This is a genomic window from Arsenicicoccus sp. UBA2120, assembly GCF_002330965.1.
GTDB classification, from domain to species: domain Bacteria; phylum Actinomycetota; class Actinomycetes; order Actinomycetales; family Dermatophilaceae; genus Arsenicicoccus; species Arsenicicoccus bolidensis.
Genome location: NZ_DCYC01000041.1, coordinates 89013 through 104626, shown reverse-complemented (window position 1 = coordinate 104626; position 15614 = coordinate 89013). Strand labels below are relative to the sequence as shown.

Sequence of the window (15614 nt, the reverse complement as noted above, 5' to 3'; positions counted from 1 at the left end):
GCCGCGCACCGGGCCGTCCAGGCGCTGCAGGTTGCAGTTGACGACGAAGGTGAGGTTGTCGAGCTCCTCGTTGGCGGCCCACTGCAGCGCGCCACGCGACTCGACCTCGTCCATCTCGCCGTCGCCGAGGAAGGCCCACACGTGCTGCTGCGAGGTGTCCTTGATGCCGCGGTTGTGCAGGTAGCGGTTGAACTGCGCCTGGTAGATCGCGTTCATCGGGCCGATGCCCATGGACACGGTGGGGAACTCCCAGAAGTCCGGCATCTGGCGCGGGTGCGGGTAGGACGGGATGGCCTGGACCTTGCCGTCCACCACGTGCGAGTGCTCCTGGCGGAAGCCGTCGAGCTGCTTCTCGTCGAGACGCCCCTCGAGGTAGGCGCGGGCGTACATGCCGGGGGAGGCGTGGCCCTGGAAGAAGATCTGGTCGCCGCCACCGGGGTGGTCCTTGCCGCGCCAGAAGTGGTTCATGCCGACCTCGTAGAGCGTCGCGGCGGACGCGTAGGTCGAGATGTGGCCGCCGACACCGATGCCGGGGCGCTGCGCGCGGTGCACCATCATCGCGGCGTTCCAGCGCAGCAGACGGCGGTAGCCGCGCTCCGTCGTCTCGTCGCCGGGGTACCAGGGCTCACGCTCCGGCGGGATGGTGTTGACGTAGTCCGTGGAGGTCAGCGAGGGGACGCCGACCTGACGCTGGCGGGCCCGCTCCAGGAGCTTGAGCATCACATAGCGTGCTCGCTGCCGTCCGCCCTCGTCGATGATCCCGTCGAGCGACTCGATCCACTCCTGCGTCTCGTCCGAGTCGATGTCGGGGAGCTGGTTCGGCAGTCCGTTGATGATCGGACCGACACCATCGCGTGCCACCACGCCTGTGTCCTTTCCTAGAGGGACCTCCCGGCGCACTGATCAGAGCGCCGGGCGGGACGACCGCCCCCATCCTCCACCCAAGATGGGGTGCAGGTCACACCGGGGACCGATTGCGGGGAGGACGAGACTATTTGGCGCGGATCGGGCCGGGCAAGATCAGCCGCCGGGTGTCTCGTGCGTTGGTTGGGCGGTTGGTTGGGCAGTTGGGTGGCCGGCCGGCTCGCCGGTGTCGATCCGGTCGGGACGGCTGTATGCCGTGAACCGGGGCGGCCGCACGAACGCGGCCAGGGTGAGGCCCACGTCCCGCGCGAGGTCGACCGCCAGCGAGGACGGCGCCGACACGGCGGACAGCACGGGGACGCCGGCCATCGCGGCCTTCTGGGTCAGCTCGAAGCTCGCCCGCCCGCTGACCTGCAGCACGTGACCGGCCAGCGGGAGCAGGCCCTCGCGCGCGGCGGCCCCCAGGACCTTGTCGACCGCGTTGTGGCGGCCGACGTCCTCACGGACGAGCAGCACCTCGCCGGCAGCCGTGAACAGGCCGGCGGCGTGCACCCCCCCGGTCCGGTCGAACGCTCCCTGGTGCTCCCGCAGCCGGTCCGGCATACGGACCAGGTCTGCTGCTCGCACCCGCACCGGGTCGGCGGCCACGTCGTGGGGGAGGCGGGTGCGGATGGCGTCGATGCCGGCCTTGCCGCAGACCCCGCAGGAGCTCGTCGTGTAGGTGCTGCGGGTGGCGCTGGCCAGCGCCTCGGCCGACCCCGCTCCTGCACGCAGCGTCACGTCCACGACGTTGTAGGTCGGGGAGCCGTCCTCGCCCTCGTCCAGGCAGTGCATCAGGCCCAGCACGTCGTCCGCGGCCGCCACGACCCCCTCGGTCAGCAGGAACCCGATCGTGAGGTCGAAGTCGTCCCCGGGCGTACGCATCGTGACCGCGACCACCTCGCCGTGGACCCGGATCTCGAGCGGCTCCTCGACGGCGAGCGTGTCCGGTCGGGGCCGCACCGACACGCGCGGGCCCGCAGCGCCTTCTGCGACCAGTTCTCCGTGGAGCTCGCCGACCGGCTCGTCCACCACGAAACGGGTCGCCGGCACCCTCGTCGTCACTCGTCCCATGCCCGCCAGCCTAGGCGCCGTCACCCTCCGCGACGGCGCACGTCCTTGCCATGCGGCCTCCGATTGGGTGGACTAGACCTCACGACCTCATGGTGAGGCCGTGACCGGAGCGTCCCCCGACGCCCCGGATCCGGACGGAAGGACCAGGACGACAGTGACGACGACCGCGGAAGCGGCCGCTGCGGCAGCCCATCTGACCAAGCTCGGGCTCGTCGAGGGCGCGGTGGTGCAGGAGCTCGGCTACGACGACGACGTCGACCTCGACCTGCGCGACCGGCTCATGGAGCACATCGGTTCCGACCTCGTGGACGAGGACCACGGTGACGTGGTCGACGCGGTGCTGTTCTGGCACCGCGACGGCGACGGTGACCTCGTCGACGCGGTCGTGGACGGCCTGACCGACCTGGACGACCAGGGCTTCATCGTGCTGATGACGCCCCGGGCCGGCCGGGACGGGCACGTCGAGCCCGCCGAGATCGCCGAGGCCGCCACGACGGCCGGGCTGCACGTCTCCGGGGCGCTGACCGACTCCTCCGACTGGACTGGCACCCGCCTGGTCCCGCCGCGCGCCAAGAAGAAGTAGCACCGCGAGGCGCCGGGGCGGTCGACATACGGCACCGCCCCGTCGCTGAGTTGCGCCTGGGGCGCGGGTTGACAGACTGGGGCCATGAGCGACTCCCAGACCGCACCGTCCGTGGGCTCCGAGGCCCCCGACTTCACCCTCAAGAACCAGTTCGGCGAGGACGTGACCCTGTCCTCGTTCCGCGGTGACAAGAACGTCGTCGTCGTCTTCTACCCCTTCGCCTTCTCCGGGATCTGCACCGGGGAGCTGTGCGAGATCCGGGACAACATCGCCGGCTTCCAGGGCGACGACGTGCAGGTGCTGGCCGTCTCGTGCGACCCGATGTTCACGCTGCGCGCGTGGGCCGAGGACCAGCGCTACGACTTCCCGCTGCTGTCCGACTTCTGGCCGCACGGCACGGTGGCGCAGGACTACGGCGTCTTCCTCGAGGGCGGTGGCCTGGCCAAGCGCGGCACCTTCCTCGTGGACAAGGACGGCAAGGTCGCCTGGACCCTCGTCAACGAGCCCGGCGAGGCCCGCGACTTCAGCGGCTACCACGAGGCCCTGGCCGCTCTCCGCTCCGCCTGACGACCCGCCGGGGGCGGAGGCATTGACCGGCCGTCGTCCGGCAGGTCGATGCACCTGCCCCCGGCAGGTCGCGAGCCGTGGCGCGTCCGTCCTCCTCGGCCCTGGCACAATGGGCGACCGCGACGCCCGCCAGGTCGTCGCGACGGGGCCTGTAGCTCAGCTGGTAGAGCACTGCGTTTACACCGCAGCTGTCGTCGGTTCGAACCCGGCCGGGCCCACATGGACAGCGCCGCGCACGACGGCCACCGCACCCCCTCGCTCGCCGAGGTCCTGGAGGTGCTGCGTGGCCTCTATCCCGAGGACACCGCCCAGTCGTGGGACCAGGTGGGCCTGGTGACCGGCGACCCGGACCAGCCGGTCCGCTCGGTGCTCCTGGCCGTCGACCCCACGCTCGACGTCATCGACGAGGCCCGTGAGCTGGGCGCCGACCTGCTCGTCACCCACCATCCGCTGCTGCTCCGTGGCGTGCACAGCGTGGCGACGACCTCGGCCAAGGGGGCCGCCGTCACGCGACTGGTCGTGGCGGACATCGCGCTCTACTGCGCCCACACCAGCGCCGATGTCGCCGCCACCGGAGTGTCGCAGGCCCTGGCCGACGCCCTCGAGCTCGGCGGGGTCAAGCCGCTGGCGATGGAGGAGGGACAGCCGCTCGGGCGCGTCGGGCAGCTCGCGCAGCCCACGAGCCTGCGGTCCCTGGTGGAGCGGCTGGCCGCGGTCCTGCCCCCGGCCCCGGTCGGCATCCGTGTCTCCGGGCCGGCCGACGCGCAGGTGAGCCGCGTGGCGGTGCTCGGCGGCGCAGGCGACAGCCTGTTCGACGAGGTCCGGGCGAGCGGGGCCGACGTCTACATCACCTCTGACCTGCGGCACCACCCGGCCCTGGAGGCGCGCGAGGAGGCGGGCGGCGGCCCGCCATACCTCGTGGACGCCGGCCACTTCGCGACGGAGTGGCTGTGGCTGGACGTCGCGCGCCACGCCTTGCTGGAGGGTCTGTCGGCTCGCGGGGCTACGGTGGACGTCACGGTGTCGACCCGCACGACCGACCCCTGGACCTTCCTCGTCCGCACCGACGACGACCGCAGCAGCTCCGACCACACCCAACCCCAGGGCACCGGCCCTGCCCGACCCAAGGAGGACGCCGGTGAAGGCTGAACCCGCACGCCAGTGGCGCCTGCTCGATCTCGCCGAGCTCGACACCCGTCTGGACCAGATCGCCCACCGCCTCCGCTCCTCCGACGAGCAGCGCGCCGTCGACGCCGCCACCCAGCGCCGGCAGGCCCTCGACACCGACCTGGTGCTCGCCCGCACCGCGGTCAGCGACGTCCAGCGCGAGATCAAGCGCGCGGAGGACGAGGTGCAGATGGTCCGTGACCGGATGACCCGCAACCAGGCGCGTCTCGACTCCGGCCAGGGCACGGCCAAGGACCTGCAGGCGATGCAGCACGAGCTCGAGTCCCTGCACCGGCGCCAGGGCACCCTGGAGGACCTCGAGCTGGAGGTGATGGAGCGGGCCGAGGAGCACCAGAGCACGCTCGACCGGCTCGAGGCCCGCGCCTCCGAGCTGCAGTCCGAGCTCGACGAGGCCACCACGGCCCGCGACCGCCTCGTGCGCGACCTCGAGTCCGAGCGCGAGCAGGCGACGGGCCGGCGCGAGGGCATCGCATCCGGGGTGGGCGAGGACCTGCTGGGGCTCTACACCAAGGTGCGCGAGCAGGTCGGCGGCGTCGGTGCCGCTGCGCTGCGCCAGCGCCGTTGCGAGGGCTGCCACATGGAGCTCAACAACGTCGACCTCGGCCGCATCCGCTCCGCGGCCGACGACGAGGTCCTCCGCTGCGAGGAGTGCCGACGGATCCTCGTGCGCACCGCCGAGTCGGGGCTGTGACGCGGCTCGTCGTCGAGGCCGACGGCGGGTCGCGGGGCAACCCGGGGGTCGCCGGCTATGGCGCCCTGGTGCGTGACGGGGCCACCGGTCGGGTGCTGGCCGAGCGGGCGGCCCCCCTCGGCAAGCAGAGCAACAACGTCGCGGAGTACTCCGGCCTCATCGCCGGCCTCGAGGCGGCGGCGCGCATCGACCTGGCCGCCGACGTCGAGGTCCGCATGGACTCCAAGCTGGTCGTCGAGCAGATGGCCGGCCGGTGGAAGATCAAGCACGAGGACATGCGTCGCCTCGCCCTCGAGGCCCGCGAGCTGTGCAGCGCCCGATCGGCTGCCGGCGGGTCGGTCCGCTTCACCTGGATCCCGCGCGCCGACAACAAGGACGCGGACAAGCTGTCCAACGACGGCATGGACGGCCTCACGATTGACCGGTCGTATGCCGACGGGCCCGACGCGACGGCCGTCGACGCAACGCGCCCGGCCGCCGTCAGCGAGCGCCACCCTGACGGGCCGGCCGACCAGCCGGACAAGGGCCTCGTCACCGACCCCGTGCCCGGGGCCGCGGCAGACCTCGGCGCCCCGACCCGCATCCTGCTCGTGCGGCACGGCCTCACCGACTTCACCGTCAAGGGCCGGCTGGACGGTCGCGGGGGAGGCGACCCGGTGCTCAACCCGGACGGGGAGGCCCAGGCGCAGGCCTGCGCTGCGGCCGTGCGACGGCTCGTGGGGACCGAGGTGCGCGTGGTCACGAGCGCCCTGCGTCGCGCCCGGCAGACCGGCGACGCGATCGCCGAGGCTCTCGGCACGACCGCGACGAGCGACGAGCGGTTCGACGAGCAGGGCCTCGGTGACTGGGACGGTAAGTCGATGGCCCAGGTCGCGGCGCGCTGGCCGGACGAGCTGGCCGCGCTCCGCACCGACCCGGCCTACGCCCGCCCCGGCGGCGAGAGCCACGACGAGCTGCGGGACCGTGTCCTCGCCGGCTGGCGGGACGTCGTCGACGCCGGTGGGACGACCGTGCTGGTCGGGCACCGCAAACCCTTCCTCGTCGTGCTCGCGGAGGTGCTGGGCATGCCGCACGACCGGTTCTGGCGGCTGGCCCTGGCGCCCGGGTCGCTCACCGGCGTCGAGGTGTGGGCCGACGGCAACGCCTCCGTCTCGTTCGTCAACCGGACGTCGCACCTCTGATACCCGGCGTCGGTCTTGCGTCGTGGGAGGGTCCGGCATACGACCACGACCGAGGCGTGGTGGATCGTCGCCGTTGCCGCGCGATCCTCGTCCGTGGCGGGTTGCCGCGCGCGTGCTCGCTCGCATCGCGGGTGGCGTGCTGCAACAGACCACGGACACCAGTCGGATCCACCGGCAGCGGTCGGCGCCACGACCACCGGCCTTCGCACCCCAGCCTGGGGTGACGGAGGCGGGCTGATGTACCTACCTAGGGTAGGTCCATCGGCCTGGCGTGCGAAGGCGGGCGGATGTACCTACCTCGGGTAGGTCTATCGGCCTGGCGTGCGAAGTCGGGCGGATGTGACTACCTCGGGTAGGTGTCGAGGATCCAGGGGCGGCCGACGCGCTCCGGCGGCTCCAGCGCCACCTCGAACCCCGCCGCCAGGGCGTCCGCCAGAGCGCGTGGCGACCGCGGCGTCGCCGGCAGCTCGCAGATCGCCCGTGCGACCAGCCCACGCGTGTGCTTGGCCATGTGCGTGGCGCCGGGCACCCGCACGTGCACCCAGCGCCGGGCGAGCTCCCCCGATGGAGGCCAGGCTGCGGCATACGTGCTGGACCGGCAGTCGACGACCAGACCGGACCCGGCCGCGGCGGTGAGCACCGGGCCGACCCGCGGGCGCCACCACGTCGCGAGCGGCCCCAGCGAGCCGAGCCGCACACCCATCGACAGCCGGTATGGCGCCACGCGGTCGGTCAGGCGCAGCGCGCCGTGCAGCGCGGACTGGACCACCATGAACCTCCGGGCCCGCCGCAGCCCCGCCGCGTCGAGGGACGCGAGGTCCAGCGCGTCGTAGAGCACCCCCGTGTAGAGCTCGGCCACCGGCACCGCGGGCGCCGTGTCCAGGCGCAGGTTGCGGGCGATCTCATCCGTCAGCCCGGGCGACACGCCGAGCGCGTCGGCAGCATCGGGCCGTCCGGACACCGCAGCGAGCTCGCGCACCACGTCGAGCCGCGCCGGCGTCAGCTCCGGCCAGGACAGCGACTCGGGGCGCCAGCGCCGACCCCGGGCGCGGGACGACTTCGACTCCGACGGGGGCAGCAGGATCAGCACCGGGACAGCCTAGGGCCCCCTAGAGTGACCTCCATGGCTGCGACCCGCACGATCCTGACCTCTGAGCCCGGCGGTGACGAGCTGCACCGCGCGTTCGACGAGATCCGCGCCGAGCTCGACGTCCCGGGGGAGTTCCCCGCCGAGGCGCTGGCCGAGGCGGAGCAGGCCGCCGCGCGCCCGGTCCGGGTCGGCGCGGACCTGACCGCGCTCCCGTTCATCACCATCGACCCCGAGGGATCGATGGACCTCGACCAGGCCATGCACCTGGAGCGGGACGGTGCGGGCGGGGTGCGCGTGCTCTACGCCATCGCCGACGTGCCGGCCTACGTGCGCCCGGGTGGCGCCATCGACACCGAGGCCAGGCGTCGCGGCCAGACGATCTATGCCCCCGACCGCCGGACGCCCCTGCACCCCACCCGGCTCAGCGAGGACGCGGCGAGCCTGCTGCCCGGCGTCGAGCGGCCGGCCTTCGTGTGGGACCTGCGCGTCGACGCCGACGGTGACGTCCGCCTCGAGTCCCTCGACCGCGCCATGGTGCGCTCCGCGGCGCGGCTCGACTACGACCAGGTGCAGCGCGACCTCGACGCAGGCACCGCCGACCCGATGCTCGGGCTGCTGCGCGACGTGGGTCTGGCGCGGCAGGCGCAGGAGCGGGCCCGCGGCGGCGCCAGCCTCCCGATGCCCGAGCAGGAGGTCAACGGCGACGCCGAGCACGGCTACCGCCTCGAGCTGCGACCCCTCGCCCCGGTCGAGGACTGGAACGCCCAGATCTCCCTCATGACCGGCATGGCGGCGGCCGAGGTCATGCTCGCGGCCGGCGTGGGGATCCTGCGCACCATGCCTCCCGCCGACGAGCGCGACGTGGCGCGGCTGCGTCGCCAGTGCGCGGCGCTGGGGGTGCCCTGGGCCCCCGGCCAGCCGTACGGCGAGATGCTCCAGTCCCTGGACCGCACCGACCCTCGGCACCTCGCGATCATCCACGCCGCCACGACGCTGTTCCGCGGCGCGTCCTACACGCCCTTCGACGGGGCCGCGCCCGAGCAGGCCCGCCACGCCGCGCTGGCCGCCGGCTATGCCCACGTCACCGCTCCGCTGCGGCGCCTGGTCGACCGGTTCGGCCTCGTCGTGTGCGAGGCCGCCGTGGCCGGCACGGACGTCCCCGACTGGGCGCGGGCGGCGCTGCCCACCCTCCCCGAGCTCATGCGGTCCTCGGACCGTCGCGCCAAGGCCGTCGAGCGCGCCTGCACCGACGCCGTCGAGGCCGCCGTGCTCGCACCTCGCCTGGGGGAGACCTTCACGGCGAGCGTCGTCGACCTCTCCGACAAGGGACCCTCCCTCGTCCAGCTCGTCGACCTGCCCGTGCTGGCTCCCTGCGCCGGTGACGACCTCGAGCTGGGGAGCACCCTCGAGGTCCGTCTCGTCGAGGCGTCGGTGGAGCGACGTCGGGTGGCCTTCGAGGCGGTGGGCGCGGCGTCATACGGCCGGTAGACTCTGCCCCGGGATGAGTCGGTCGGGCGATCGCGTCACCGTCATGGTGCCGAGGAACGTCCGGGCTTCGAAGGGCAAGGTGGTGGCTAACGGCCACCCGGGGCGACCCGCGGGACAGTGCCACAGAGAACAGACCGCCAGGACGTTCGCAGAGCGGCCTGGTAAGGGTGAAACGGTGGTGCAAGAGACCACCAGCGCCGTGGGTGACCACGGCGGCTAGGTAAACCCCACCTGAAGCAAGCTCAGACAGTGCGCGTCCGAGGGCTGCCCGCCCGAGCGCACGGGTAGAGCGCTCGAGGTGGCCGGCAACGGCCACCCTAGATGGATGATCGCCCATCCCCGGGAGACCGGGGTGGACAGAACCCGGCGTACAGACCGACTCATCCCGCCCACGGGCCGGTCACGGGATCACTACACTGCGTAGTCCAGGGGTCTGCGGTAGCCATCCGCAGACCCGCGAAAGCGAGGTTTCCGTGGGTCGTTGGTCGGTCTCCCTCGGCCTGGGTGGCTTCTACCTCCTGCTCGCCGTCGTCGACCTCGTCACCTCGCGGACCGGGTGGGGCATCGACCCCGACCGGACGGTGCGGTTCGGCGTCTACGCCTGCGCCTACCTGGTGCTGCTCGCCTCGATCGCGTGGGCCCTGCGGCAGCACCCGTCCCGGCGCAACGCCTTCACCTATGCCCTGCTCGTCGCGTGGGCCGTCTACGCCGTCGGGGACTACGTCAGCGACCTCACGGCCGACCTCGTCTACGGCCACGACCGTCAGCTGGCCGACCCCGGTGACGCTCTCATGCTCGGCGCGTACACGATCGCCCTCACCGGATACGTGCAGCTGGTGGCCCGGGCACGCGAGCGCCTCAACGTCGCCCGGACCCTCGACACGCTCATCCTGACCGTGGCCCTCGGCACCATCGCCTGGATCACGCTCGTCGTGCCGGGCCTGCGCTCACCGCTGTTCCAGGGCCACCCGTCCTCCGCCGTCGTCTGCGCCCTCTTCCCGATCCTCGACCTCGTCCTGCTGGCCGTGGGCGTGATCAGGGTGATGTCACGCGCCCCGGTCAGCTGGGGGGCGATCATCGGGCTGGCCTGCCCGGCCCTGCTCCTGGTTGGTGACTGCCTGGACTTCGCCAACCTCATCCACGACCGCCAGGCGCCGGACGCCGCCCACGTGGCGTGGGTCCTGGCCTACGGGGCGGTCGCCGCCGCCGTCACCGCGCCCGTGGGCGCGAACGTCGGCTCGAGCGGCCGAGAGCTCGACGCCCGGCTCACCGCCCGCCACCACGTGCCCTGGCTGTTCGGGATGGGGATGCTCCCCGTCGGCGTCTACGGATGGCAGCTGGCGGGCGCCGCGGGCGACGGCTCGGTGCCGGACGGCTCCGCCCTGTCGGTGTCGATGCTGCTGATGTTCGGGCTCGTGGTGGCCCGGGCGGCCGGCATGATGCGCACCTCGGACCAGCAGTCCGAGGTCCTCGAGGTCCTCGCCCGCAACGACCACCTCACCGGGCTGCCCAACCGGCGCACGGGTGACGCCGAGCTGGGCCGGGCCCTGGTCCGGGTCGAGCAGACCGGGGAGCCCCTGAGCGTCACGATCATCGACCTCGACCGGTTCAAGGCGTTCAACGACAGCTTCGGTCACCACGCGGGCGACGAGCTGCTCGTCGGGTGCGCCCACCGGTGGAGCGACCTGCTCGGGCCGGCGGAGGTGCTGGCCCGCTACGGCGGCGAGGAGTTCGTGCTGATCACCGTGGGCCTGCCGACGTCCGCGGTCCTCGACCTGCTGGACCGGCTCAGGGCGGCCACGCCTCGCCAGCAGACCTTCTCGGCCGGGGTGACCCAGTGGCAGCGGGGAGACTCCGACGCGGACCTCGTGGCCCGCGCCGACGAGGCGTTGTATGCCGCCAAGGCCAACGGCCGCGCCCGGACCTACCTGTGGGAGACGCGGGACGCATCCCTCGACGCGGGGGAGGGTTCGAGATGACGGAGCGTCCGCTGGTCTTCCGCGTCGCGGCGATGGTCGCAGCGGGCGTCCTCGTGACCTACCTGTGGCTGCCCGTCGAGCATCGGCTCGACCTGGCGACGGTCGCCATCGCGGTCGTCCCGCTCACCTTCCTCGCCGGCATCCTGCTCTATCGCCCTCCGGGCCGCGCCATCTGGTGGACCTTGCTGGTCGGGACCGCGGCGTGGGGGATCCTCAGCCTGCCGCTGCCCCTGATGCGCGCGGAGCTCGTGGGCGGCGTGCTGGTGGGTGAGGTGATGTCCATCGTCGGCTATGTCGTCGTCATCGCGGGTGTCGTGTCGGCCTCGGGACGGGTCACCAGCGAGGCCGCGCGCAGCGTGGCGCTCGACGGGACGATCTTCGGCCTCGGGTGTGCCGCCGTCATCTGGTCCTTCGCCGCCGAGACCCAGGCGACGGAGTCGCCGATCGCCTTCACCACCGTGACGTCGCCGCTGCTCGACCTCCTCGTCATCATCGCGGCGAGCCGGATCGTGCTGACGTCGGGCGGCGCGCCATCGCCCGTCCTGCTCGTCCTGGGCATGAGCGCCATGACGGTGGGAGACGTCCTGCAGCTGGCCGACCCCATCCGGGTCCAGGGTGGCTACTCGAGCGCGGTGTTCTGGTACGTCGTGAGCGCGTTCGTCGCAGGCCTGGGGGCCCTGCACCCGTCCATGGCGCGGTTCGCCGGGCGGTCCCGCAGGCCGTCCGCCGGTCTCGAGCGGATCCAGCTCACGGTCCTCGCGGTCGCGGCGGTGATGCCGCCGCTGATGCTGCTGCGCGAGCACGACCGGCCGCAGGGCCTCAGCGCCTGGCCGCTGCTGCTGATGACGGCGGTGGTCTTCGGGCTGGTCATGCTGCGGCTGGGCCGAATGATGCGGCTGGTCGACCAGCAGCGCGGCCAGCTGCAGGCCCTGGCCCGGACGGATCACCTGACGTCCCTGCCCAACCGGCGCACAGGCGAGGCGGAGATGCACCGGATGGTGGCGGAGGCGGTCGAGCAGGACGTGTCGCTGGTGGTCGCCCTGCTCGACCTCGACCACTTCAAGGGGTTCAACGACCTGCACGGCCACCCGGCCGGCGACCGGTTGCTCGAGACGACCGCGTCCGCGTGGCGCCGCAGCCTGCCCCCGGACGTCTTCCTCAGCCGCCACGGCGGCGAGGAGTTCCTCATGCTGGCCAAGGGGCGTCACCCGGACAACGTGCGCCTCCTGCTGGAAGGGCTGCGCGGAGCGGCCCAGACCGGCCAGACCTTCTCCGGCGGCGTGGCGGTGTGGGACGGCATCGAGAGCGTCGCGGCGATGGTGGCCCGCGCCGACGTCGCCCTGTATGCCGCCAAGGCCGGGGGACGCGACGCGGTGCGGTTCTCCGAGGTGCGTCCCGTGGTGCTGCAGGGGGTCGACGCCTAGGGTTGAGGCATGCGCCTGACACATCTCGGACATGCCTGTCTCCTGGTCGAGATCGCCGACCAGCGCATCCTGGTCGACCCGGGCACCCTGGCCCGCGGCTGGGAGGAGCTGCGCGATCTCGACGCCGTCGTCGTCACCCACCAGCACCCCGACCACCTGGACCCCGACCGGCTTCCCGCGCTGCGCGAGGGCAACCCCGACGCGGCGTGGTACGTCGAGGCCGAGGCCAGGGACCTGGTGGAGGTGCCCGGCTCGGTGCCCTTCGTGGGCGGCGACGAGGTGCGGGTCGGCGACGTCTCCCTGCGCGGCGTGGGTGAGCAGCACGCCGTCATCAACGAGCTCATCCCGCGGGTCCGCAACACCGGCGTGGTCATCAGCGCCGACGGCGAGCCGACGGTCTTCCACCCCGGCGACGCCTACGACGCCGAGCCCGGTCCGGTCGACGTCCTCGCGATGCCGCTCAACGCGCCGTGGTGCGCGAGCAAGGAGACGGTCGCCTTCGTCCGGCGCATCGCGCCGAGGTATGCCGTCCCGGTGCACGACGGTCTGCTCGCACCCGCCGGTCGCGGCATCTATCTCGACCACGCGACGAGGTTCAGCCCCGAGCGGACCGAGGTCGTGGACCTCGCCAGCGGGGACGCCCGCGACTTCACCTGAGCCCGCCCACCTCACCCGCGTGAGGGCATCGCCTGAGCCGGAGGACGTCATCCCCGCCGCGGGCGAAGGCATCAGCCTGGGGGACGAACCCCGGCGGATGCCTCGGCCGCCGGCGGGTCCGGATGCCTACGCCTGCGGCGGGTCAGTGGCGGCGGGCCGCCTCGTCCGCCGCCAGCGCCGCCGCGCCCACGATGCCCGCGCTGTTGAGCAGCGTCGCCGGGATGATCGGGGTGCGCAGGTCGAGCAGCGGCAGGAACTTCTTCGCCTTCTTGGAGACGCCGCCTCCGACGACGAACAGGTCCGGCCACAGCAGGTCCTCCAGGTGGGAGTAGTAGCGCTGCAGCCGCTCGGCCCACTCCTCCCAGGAGAGGTCCTTGGCCTCGCGCACGCCGTTGGACGCGCGGGTCTCCGCGTCGTGGCCGTCCAGTTCCAGGTGCCCCAGCTCGGCGTTGGGGATCAGGACGCCGTCGTGGATCAGGGCGATCCCGATCCCGGTGCCGAGCGTCGTGAGGATGACGAAGCCGTCCTTGCCCTGGGCCGCGCCGTAGCGCACCTCGGCGATGCCCGCCGCGTCGGCGTCGTTGACGACGTGGACGTCCCGGCCGAGCCGCTTGGTGAACAGCGCGTCGGCGTCGCAGTCGATCCAGCGCTTGTCGATGTTGGCCGCCGAGCGCACGACGCCGTGGGTCACGACGCCGGGCACGGTGATGCCGACCGGTGCGTCAGGACCGACCTCGTCCAGCTGGTCGATGATCTGCGCGATCACGTCGGCGACCGCCTCGGGGGTCGAGTCCTCGGGGGTCGGGATCCGGACCCGCTCGGCGGCGAACTCGCCGGTCTCGAGGTCGACAGGGGCTCCCTTGATGCCGCTGCCCCCGACGTCGATGCCGAGGGGGAGGCTGGTGCTGCGTGAGGTCATGAGATCCAGCGTATGACGACTCACACCGCCGTCAGGATCTCCGCACCGTTATCGGTCACGACGATGGTGTGCTCGAACTGCGCGGAGCGGCTCAGGTCGGCGGTGACGACGGTCCAGCCGTCGTCCCACAGGTCCCAGTCGCTGCCACCCCCGAGCGTCAGCATCGGCTCGACGGTGAAGGTCATGCCGGGCTCGATGACGGTGTCGTAGGCGGGCGCCGCGTCGTAGTGGGGGATGATCAGGCCGCTGTGGAACTCGGTGCCGATCCCGTGCCCGGTGTAGTCCCGCACCACGCCGTAGCCGAACCGCCTGGCGTAGGACTCGATGACGCGACCGATCACGTTGACCTCGCGCCCCGGGCGCGCCGCCTTGATGCCGCGCATCATCGCCTCGTGGGTGCGCTCGACCAGGAGGCGGGACTCCTCGTCCACGTCCCCGACGAGATAGGTCGCGTCGGTGTCCCCGTGCACGCCGTCCACGAAGACGGTCACGTCGAGGTTGACGATGTCGCCGTCCTCGAGCGGGCGCGAGTCGGGGATGCCGTGGCAGATGACCTCGTTGACGCTGGTGCACAGCGACTTGGGGAAGGCCTTGTAGCCGAGGGGCGAGGGATAGGCGCCCGCGTCGCAGACGAACTCGTGCACCACGCGGTCGATCTGGTCGGTCGTGACGCCCGGCGCGACCAGCTCGGCGCCGACGGCCATGGCCTCGGCCGCGATCCGACCGGCGACGCGCATGCGCTCGATGGTCTCGGCGTCCTTGACCAGCCGGTCGCCGTCCTCGCGGATGTCCTGCCCGCGGTCGACGTAGTGCGGACGCTCGATCTGGGAGGGGACGGCGCGACGTGCGGAGACGCGGCCGGGGACGACGGCGGCAGGGCTGATCGACATAGGCTGCAGTCTAGGGAGCCGCGCGGGCGGCACCCCAATCAGGACGCACGACCGCCAGCTCGAGGAGGAGACCGACGATGGCCTACTGGTACAACGTGAAGACGAACCAGGTGGAGACCGACCAGGATCGCTCGCGCGACGAGGACGTCATGGGACCCTACGGCTCCGAGGCCGAGGCCCGCGAGGCACTGACGACCGCGCGCTCGCGCACCGAGGCATGGGACGAGGAGGACGAGCGCCGGGCCCGCGAGGACGGCGACGAGCCGGACGCGCCCGGCACCCTCGGCCTCTGACCCTGGTCGATGCCGGGCTGACCCACCCACGTATGCCGGGAGCCGGCCACCCCCGCACGGGGTGGCCGGCTCCTGCCGTGCCTGCCGCAGGCCGTGCCGCGGGCCGTGACTGGGGCCCTGGCCGCCGAGGCGACGCCCCTCGACTCAGAGCGCGTCCTGGTCGATGCGCTCCAGGGCCGTCTCCCAGCGCGCCTTGAGCGCGTCCCGGTCGGCGCCGGGGTGCAGGTTGCTGTGGGTGACGTCCAGGCGGGTGGTGGACTCGCCGTCCTTGGCGAGGTCCAGCTCGACCACGGAGGCAGGGGAGTCGGCGGAATCGTCCGGGTGCCAGGAGAACCTGATCTGCTCGAGGGGGTGGAAGCTGCGGGCCACGCCGTGCGACCCGTCCTTGGCGCGCCAGGGCTCTCCCTTGCTGCCGAGCTCTCCACCCTCGCCGAGGAGGGCCTCCGCACCGTGCGGCTTCATGAGGACGTTCCAGACGCTGTCGATGGGGTGGGACACCACGCGGCTCACGCTCACGGTGGTGTCCATGGCCTTGTCGACCGACTCGCTGCTCTGCTCTGCCATGGCGGACCTCGATCCGTTTCCGATCCTCGTCGACCGGTCCGGGGTGAACCGGCGTGCTGTCACACTACTCCCGGGCCTGGTGGTCGGCAGGGCGGGGTCCCTCTGCCGCCGGGCCGTCCGCGG

Annotated in this window: 15 protein-coding genes, 1 tRNA gene, 1 other RNA gene and 1 pseudogene; 12 read left to right on the top strand and 6 right to left on the bottom strand. The window is 72.6% G+C overall.

Translation table 11 applies throughout. The annotated features are described in order from the left end of the window. Together B2P18_RS06110 and fdhD are read right to left on the bottom strand one after the other, a co-directional pair. A pseudogene (locus B2P18_RS06110) lies at positions 1 to 861 on the bottom strand (pyruvate dehydrogenase (acetyl-transferring), homodimeric type); the annotation flags it as partial. 159 nt (positions 862 to 1020) lie between these two features. Beyond that, a complete protein-coding gene (gene fdhD, locus B2P18_RS06105; protein ID WP_239263645.1) occupies positions 1021 to 1977 on the bottom strand; it encodes a formate dehydrogenase accessory sulfurtransferase FdhD in 957 nt (318 codons plus the stop codon). A 154-nt stretch (positions 1978 to 2131) separates the two neighbouring features. On the opposite strand from fdhD, the gene B2P18_RS06100 reads away from it, so the two are divergent. The 6 genes from B2P18_RS06100 to B2P18_RS06075 all read left to right on the top strand — a co-directional run bounded on the left by B2P18_RS06100 (position 2132) and on the right by B2P18_RS06075 (position 6187). Next, positions 2132 to 2560, top strand: a complete 429-nt coding sequence (locus tag B2P18_RS06100; protein WP_019284674.1) for a DUF3052 domain-containing protein — start codon at positions 2132 to 2134, stop codon at positions 2558 to 2560. Between the two features lie 84 nt (positions 2561 to 2644). After that, complete coding sequence (locus tag B2P18_RS06095) at positions 2645 to 3127, top strand: peroxiredoxin (RefSeq protein WP_019284675.1); 483 nt, start codon at positions 2645 to 2647, stop codon at positions 3125 to 3127. 145 nt (positions 3128 to 3272) lie between these two features. After that, a tRNA-Val gene (locus tag B2P18_RS06090) sits at positions 3273 to 3345 on the top strand. 1 nt (position 3346) lies between these two features. Next, complete coding sequence (locus tag B2P18_RS06085; RefSeq protein ID WP_019284676.1) at positions 3347 to 4276, top strand: Nif3-like dinuclear metal center hexameric protein; 930 nt, start codon at positions 3347 to 3349, stop codon at positions 4274 to 4276. Beyond that, positions 4266 to 5006: a zinc ribbon domain-containing protein gene (locus tag B2P18_RS06080; RefSeq protein WP_019284677.1), complete on the top strand. Its 741-nt coding sequence runs from the start codon at positions 4266 to 4268 to the stop codon at positions 5004 to 5006. Before B2P18_RS06085 ends, B2P18_RS06080 begins: the two co-directional genes overlap by 11 nt. Further along, on the top strand, positions 5003 to 6187 hold the full coding sequence (locus tag B2P18_RS06075) for a bifunctional RNase H/acid phosphatase (RefSeq protein ID WP_029212718.1): 1185 nt from the start codon (positions 5003 to 5005) through the stop codon (positions 6185 to 6187). Before B2P18_RS06080 ends, B2P18_RS06075 begins: the two co-directional genes overlap by 4 nt. 343 nt (positions 6188 to 6530) lie before the next feature. On the opposite strand, the gene B2P18_RS06070 is transcribed toward B2P18_RS06075, so the two are convergent. Further along, positions 6531 to 7277 (bottom strand): YaaA family protein, encoded by a 747-nt coding sequence (locus tag B2P18_RS06070; protein ID WP_286956861.1) that lies wholly within the window; start codon positions 7275 to 7277, stop codon positions 6531 to 6533. 33 nt (positions 7278 to 7310) lie between these two features. Here B2P18_RS06070 and B2P18_RS06065 point away from each other — a divergent pair, with 33 nt between their 5' ends. The 5 genes from B2P18_RS06065 to B2P18_RS06045 all read left to right on the top strand — a co-directional run bounded on the left by B2P18_RS06065 (position 7311) and on the right by B2P18_RS06045 (position 12825). Then, entirely contained in the window at positions 7311 to 8765 is a 1455-nt protein-coding gene (locus B2P18_RS06065; protein ID WP_239263641.1) for an RNB domain-containing ribonuclease, read from the top strand. 14 nt (positions 8766 to 8779) lie between these two features. Further along, an RNA gene (gene rnpB / locus B2P18_RS06060) (RNase P RNA component class A) lies at positions 8780 to 9152 on the top strand. A gap of 86 nt (positions 9153 to 9238) precedes the next feature. Next, positions 9239 to 10744 (top strand): GGDEF domain-containing protein, encoded by a 1506-nt coding sequence (locus B2P18_RS06055; protein ID WP_286956853.1) that lies wholly within the window; start codon positions 9239 to 9241, stop codon positions 10742 to 10744. Then, a complete protein-coding gene (locus tag B2P18_RS06050) occupies positions 10741 to 12168 on the top strand; it encodes a GGDEF domain-containing protein (protein ID WP_286956849.1) in 1428 nt (475 codons plus the stop codon). The genes B2P18_RS06055 and B2P18_RS06050 overlap by 4 nt, the downstream gene beginning before the upstream one ends. 9 nt (positions 12169 to 12177) lie before the next feature. After that, positions 12178 to 12825, top strand: a complete 648-nt coding sequence (locus B2P18_RS06045) for an MBL fold metallo-hydrolase (RefSeq protein WP_239263634.1) — start codon at positions 12178 to 12180, stop codon at positions 12823 to 12825. 142 nt (positions 12826 to 12967) lie between these two features. On the opposite strand, the gene ppgK is transcribed toward B2P18_RS06045, so the two are convergent. Together ppgK and map are read right to left on the bottom strand one after the other, a co-directional pair. After that, positions 12968 to 13744, bottom strand: a complete 777-nt coding sequence (gene ppgK, locus B2P18_RS06040) for a polyphosphate--glucose phosphotransferase (RefSeq protein ID WP_286956844.1) — start codon at positions 13742 to 13744, stop codon at positions 12968 to 12970. A 20-nt stretch (positions 13745 to 13764) separates the two neighbouring features. Further along, complete coding sequence (gene map, locus B2P18_RS06035; RefSeq protein ID WP_029209908.1) at positions 13765 to 14634, bottom strand: type I methionyl aminopeptidase; 870 nt, start codon at positions 14632 to 14634, stop codon at positions 13765 to 13767. A 77-nt stretch (positions 14635 to 14711) separates the two neighbouring features. Between map and B2P18_RS06030 the strand changes: the two genes are divergently transcribed. Continuing rightward, a complete protein-coding gene (locus tag B2P18_RS06030; protein WP_029209909.1) occupies positions 14712 to 14927 on the top strand; it encodes a hypothetical protein in 216 nt (71 codons plus the stop codon). Between the two features lie 144 nt (positions 14928 to 15071). Here B2P18_RS06030 and B2P18_RS06025 read toward each other — a convergent pair whose 3' ends face one another. Next, positions 15072 to 15491 carry an SRPBCC family protein gene (locus tag B2P18_RS06025; protein WP_286956836.1) on the bottom strand — a complete coding sequence of 140 codons (420 nt, stop codon included), beginning with the start codon at positions 15489 to 15491 and terminating at the stop codon, positions 15072 to 15074. Positions 15492 to 15614 lie beyond the last annotated feature (123 nt).

Excerpts from the sequence above, each read along its gene's own strand:
- fdhD (WP_239263645.1), bottom strand. The coding sequence starts at position 1,977 with ATGGGACGAGTGACGACGAGGGTGCCGGCGACCCGTTTCGTGGTGGAC.
- B2P18_RS06095 (WP_019284675.1), top strand. The coding sequence starts at position 2,645 with ATGAGCGACTCCCAGACCGCACCGTCCGTGGGCTCCGAGGCCCCCGAC.
- B2P18_RS06085 (WP_019284676.1), top strand. The coding sequence starts at position 3,347 with ATGGACAGCGCCGCGCACGACGGCCACCGCACCCCCTCGCTCGCCGAG.
- B2P18_RS06065 (WP_239263641.1), top strand. The coding sequence starts at position 7,311 with ATGGCTGCGACCCGCACGATCCTGACCTCTGAGCCCGGCGGTGACGAG.
- B2P18_RS06050 (WP_286956849.1), top strand. The coding sequence starts at position 10,741 with ATGACGGAGCGTCCGCTGGTCTTCCGCGTCGCGGCGATGGTCGCAGCG.
- B2P18_RS06045 (WP_239263634.1), top strand. The coding sequence starts at position 12,178 with ATGCGCCTGACACATCTCGGACATGCCTGTCTCCTGGTCGAGATCGCC.
- ppgK (WP_286956844.1), bottom strand. The coding sequence starts at position 13,744 with ATGACCTCACGCAGCACCAGCCTCCCCCTCGGCATCGACGTCGGGGGC.
- map (WP_029209908.1), bottom strand. The coding sequence starts at position 14,634 with ATGTCGATCAGCCCTGCCGCCGTCGTCCCCGGCCGCGTCTCCGCACGT.
- B2P18_RS06030 (WP_029209909.1), top strand. The coding sequence starts at position 14,712 with ATGGCCTACTGGTACAACGTGAAGACGAACCAGGTGGAGACCGACCAG.
- B2P18_RS06025 (WP_286956836.1), bottom strand. The coding sequence starts at position 15,491 with ATGGCAGAGCAGAGCAGCGAGTCGGTCGACAAGGCCATGGACACCACC.